We start from the raw sequence: 4,662 nt of genomic DNA, 5'->3' as shown, positions 1-4,662 counted from the left end.
CGGGTCGGGGGCCTTCGCGGTCCGGCGCGGCTTTCGCTGCCTGACGTCTTGCTGACACGGGGGCGGAGGTATCGGAGGCAGCGCGGCGCTCCGGGGCATCTCCCCGATGACCACGCGGAAGCCGATATACCAGGACGTGTCCTCGGGCAGCGTACCGATCCGGTTGGCCGAGCGCAGGTAATACGCGAACGTGGAATGGCTGCCGCCGCGCGTCACCTTGAAGTCCCCGTCGGCGCGGCCTACGGGGTCGGTCTGCGGCTGCTCCTCGTACGGCCCGTACCAGTCGAGGCACCACTCCTCGACGTTGCCGTGCATGTCGTGAATGCCCCAGGGGTTGGCCGGCGTCCCGCCGACGTGGAGCGGGACGACCTCGTCGCGGCCGCGCCCGCGCCTGAGGTCGGGGTACCAGGAGCTGCTCGGATTCCTGAGATAGTCGTCCGGCAGGGCGTCGCCGGTGGAGAACAGGGTCGTGGTGCCGGCGCGGCAGGCGTATTCCCACTCGGCCTCGGTGGGCAAGCGATACGGAAGCCCTTCCTTCCGGGACAGCCAGTCACAAAACGCCTGCGCCTCGTGCCAACTCACGAAGACGACGGCCTCATCGTCATCAATCGAGAAGCCGAGCTTGCCGCGCAGGTAAGTGTGGAGAGGGTCGAACTCCTCGTACTGCTGGTTGGTGACTTCATGGACTCCAACGTATGACGCATTGCTGATGGTTACGGTGTGGGCGGGCACCTCATCGTAGTCACCGGTCTCGCGGAGCCACGCTCTGCGCTCGCCGTCCGGCTCGCGCGGGTCGAGCAGGTTGTCAGGAAGCTTGCTGCCGTCGTGGCCCATGACGAAGTTGCCCGGTTCGATACGCACGAACTCCATGCCGATGGAGTTGCGGAACGTCTTGCCGGTGGGCATGCGCGAATCCCCCGCGGCGTCGGCGGCGCGGCCCGGGCGCATGGCCAGGCCGATGCACGCGATGGCGCAGAGAGTCAGGGCGGTCATCCCGGCCGCGCCCGGGATGTGTGGGAGCCAACTCGCAGCGAGCATCGGAACCTCCTGATCGTCGGGCGGACTCGGCATCGCTTGCCGGCGCTCGGTCTGCGCGACAACGCTGACGGACTTCGAGGGCGCGCGCGCTTACTCCTCCGCCTGCCAGGGCGAGGAGCGCATGCTGCCGATCGCCCAGCCGGCGTTGAAGCCCGCCCAGATGAAGTTGCCGCCGAAGATGAAGAACGGCAGCCACAGCTCAGGATAGACGAAGCAGAAGCCGAGGGTCAGCATCGCGGTGATGGTGAGTGCCATGCATATCGCGATTGAGGCGTACTCGTCGAGATACGCAGTGATGGCGTACAACGGGATGGCGACCCAGAAGAATACCAGCCCGGGCAGCAGGACGAACGCGAATACCGGCACCGGCGCCGCCTGCGCCCAGTAGGACAAGACGGAGTAGGAGATCATCTCGTCGTCGTAGGGGGTGAGGATGTCGGTGGCCGCGAGCGCGAGGCCGGCAAGCATGCCGTCGAGGGCGGCGATGGCGAGCATTTCCGCGGGCAGGCCGAAGAAGAGCGCGGGGCCGCGGCTGGCGCGCAGGAGCAGGATGGACGCCTCGATGAACAGCGCGGCGACACCGATCATGAGCCACACCTGCACCGGGCGGTGCCAGCGCCCCGGCTCGTCCTCGAGCGACCGGCGAACGCGGCGGCCTTCGCGCAGCGCGGTGGACTCCTCCAGGAGCTGCCAGTAGCGGCGGTGGTCGGGGTCCATCTGGATGGCGTAGTTGTACATCGAGATGGCTTCGCCGTACTTGCTCTGGATGCGCAGGATGTCGCCGAGGAGCGCGTAAGCTTTGGCGTTGCGCTGGTTCTGCTCGAGCACGTCCTTGGCGAGGCGTGCGGCGGCCTTGTACTGGCGGCGGGCGACACCGGCTTCGGCGGCGAGGAGAAGCTTGGATTCGGTGGAGAGACGGGTATAAAGGTCCGGGGTCTCGACGGGGGCGCCGCGAGCGGTACGCACCAGCTTCGTGTAGTCGCTTCTGCGCGGGGAGTCAAGGACGAGATACGCCTTGGCGATGCGCAGGAAATCCTCGTGTTCGAAGATCTGCTCAGGCTCGAGGTCAGGTTCGAAGCGGCGCGTCAATTGGCGGTAGCGACTGCGGACCTGGCTGGGCGGAGCGTCATAGGGCAGCCCGAGCACGTCGTATGCCGTTCGAGCTTTGGCCATGAGCTGGGCGTCCTTCCGGCGCCATATTGTAGCAATGCAGCAAGGCGCGCGCAAGCGGCGGGGCGGCGTTTACGATGTCGACGCGCAGTTCCGCGCGAGGCAGGGGGTGGTTGGGCGCGCGTGCCCACGCCGCGCGAAGATGCGTGCTTTCGAGCGCAGCACCGGCGGCGCGCGTGACGCGGCGGGAAAGGAATCCGAGCGCGTGGGCCAGAAGCAGTGCCGGAACATCTGACAAAGGAGACGGTCTTGCAGGTGGATGATTCGCAGGTTCCAGTCAATTCGTTTTCCTCTCTGATGGAGCAGCCGGTTATCGCGGACTGGCTGATCGCCGGGCCGTTCGTGGTGGAGACGGAGGCATTCTTCGAACGGGAGTACATGTTCGAGCGACCCAAGATCCTCGACATCGACTACCTCGCGGCGGCGGGCGGGGAGCGCAGCATCCGCCCGGTGGAGGATCAGTGGGTCGCGAACGAATACCTCGGACCGCCGCGCTGGCAGTGGCGGCGGCTGCGCGAGTCGCGGATCGGCCTGACCGGCCGGGCCGGCGATTTGCTGTACCGCACGGTGCAGCGCAACGCGGTGTTCTACCTCGCGACGTACGTGGATTGCGAGCAGGACGAGGTCGCTTTCGTCGAGGCGTATCACTCCGGCATGCGGCTGTTTCTGAACGGGGAGCAGATCCTCGATCAGCCGTACGGCCTAGCCAAAGGCATGGGGATGCGGCAGCTGCTGCTGCCGGTGCGACTGAAGGCGGGGCGGAACCTGTTTCTCGCCAAGGTGAGGCCGGGGTATATCGCGGACGGCGTCGAGTTCTGTCTGCTCAGCTTCACCGTGCGGCCGGCGGTAATCGCCAACGGGGGCATAGTTGCCGCGGCGCCGGCGGCCGAGGGCGTGTTCTTCGGGCCGGCGGACGACCCGCGCCAGGTGCTCCAGGTGCGCATCGGCAACCTGGGCGCCGCGCGGGCGGAGGTCGCGTTGGGGGTGGCCGACGAGCGGGCCGCAGTGGCGCTCGACCCCGGGCAGTCGCAGTTTATACGGCTGCGCGGGCCGAAGGTGGAAGCGGCTGAGGGTCCGGTGGCGGCGGAGTTGTCGCTCGAAGTTGACGGCAAGGCGGCGAGCGCGCCCTTCACGTTCGCCCCCGCGCCGAGGCCCGATCCGCGCGGCACCGGCTTCGTGTACAGCGACTTCCACTTCGACACGACGTACCACGAGGAGCAACGGGTGTACGCGATGGGGGCGCTGGACATCGTGCGCCGCTACTGCGAGCAGTTCGAGAAGGATCCGAACTTCAAGGGGATACTGTCGGAGATTGACTACCTCAAGCCGTACTTCGACCTGTTCCCGGGACACCGCGCGATCCTGCGCAAGGCGCACGAGGAAGGGCGCGCGGAATCGGACGTGTTTTACAACCAGCCGCAGGCGCTGAACTCGTGCGGCGAGACGTTCGTGCGCAACATGGTGTACGGGCAGCTGTGGCACGAGGACGTGCTCGGCCGCCGCTGTTACGTGTATTCGCCGGGCGACGTGTTCGGCCACCCGGCGCAGATGTCGCAGATCTCGGCCAAGGGCGGGTGCGAGGCGGTGGGGTGGGGCAAGTCCATCTACGGTTTCCCGCCGCTGTTCCGCCACGTGTCGCCGGACGGCACGCACCTGGTGCATCGGCGCGGACACGTGGATCGGCAAAGCGCGCTGATGATGGGGCTGACGTCGTTTCTCACGGGCTGCGACCAGACGCCGCCGACGGACTGGCTCGGCGAGCTGGTGCCGAAGGTGCAGATGGCGGTGCCAGCGGACTTTCACAGGTCGGTGGACGAGGAATGCCGCGCAACGGGCACGCAGCTGCCGTTGACCTCGCGCGACATGTCGCTCTACCACCCCGGCACCGCACTCAGCCGCATCGAGCTGAAGATCGGCAATCGCATCGCCGAGAACCTGCTCATCAGCGCGGAGAAGTTCTCCGCGCTCGCTGGGCTGCTCGGGGCGAGCTATCCGGAGAAGCCGCTCGACAAGGCATGGCGGCAGTTGCTGTGCGGGCAGCACCACGACTCGATCACCGGCACGCACAACGAGATTTCGTACGTGGATCTCATGGTGGGTTACCGCGAAGCCTGCGAGCTGGCTCACGGGGCGCTGTCGGACGCGCTGGACTACCTCAGCCGCGCGGCGAAGGCGGCGGCCGCGGCGCACGAGAAGCCGCTGCGCGTGTTCAACGCGCACGGCTGGGATCGCACGGATGTCTGCCGCGCGCGCGTGCCGCTGCCCGCGGGATGGGACGAGTTCGGTTTGCGCGACGCGGGCGGCAAGGCGGTGCCGTGTCAGATCTTGCGCCGCGACGGCGACGAAGTGGAGATCGCTTTCGTCGCGGCCGTGCCGTCCCTGGGTTATACGACGTACTACCTCACCTCCAAGCCGGAGAAGCCGGCGAGCGCAACCGAGCGCAGGGAAGAGGCG

At 67.4% G+C, this 4,662-nt stretch carries 3 protein-coding genes; 1 reads left to right on the top strand and 2 read right to left on the bottom strand.

Annotated elements, in window-relative coordinates:
- Window positions 1-870 (bottom strand): formylglycine-generating enzyme family protein (locus tag JSV65_18760; protein UCH36845.1); only part of this gene is annotated, 870 nt, incomplete at its 3' end.
- A 258-nt stretch (window positions 871-1,128) separates the two neighbouring features.
- Window positions 1,129-2,211 (bottom strand): DnaJ domain-containing protein, encoded by a 1,083-nt coding sequence (locus tag JSV65_18755; protein ID UCH34535.1) that lies wholly within the window; start codon window positions 2,209-2,211, stop codon window positions 1,129-1,131.
- Between the two features lie 246 nt (window positions 2,212-2,457).
- Here JSV65_18755 and JSV65_18750 point away from each other — a divergent pair.
- On the top strand, window positions 2,458-4,662 hold a 2,205-nt coding region (locus JSV65_18750; GenBank protein UCH34534.1), incomplete at its 3' end, for a hypothetical protein.

It is taken from the genome of Armatimonadota bacterium (genome assembly GCA_020354555.1).
In the GTDB taxonomy this organism is placed as follows: Bacteria; Armatimonadota; Hebobacteria.
This window is presented reverse-complemented; position numbering and strand designations above follow the sequence as displayed.

Excerpts from the sequence above, each read along its gene's own strand:
- JSV65_18755 (UCH34535.1), bottom strand. The coding sequence starts at position 2,211 with ATGGCCAAAGCTCGAACGGCATACGACGTGCTCGGGCTGCCCTATGAC.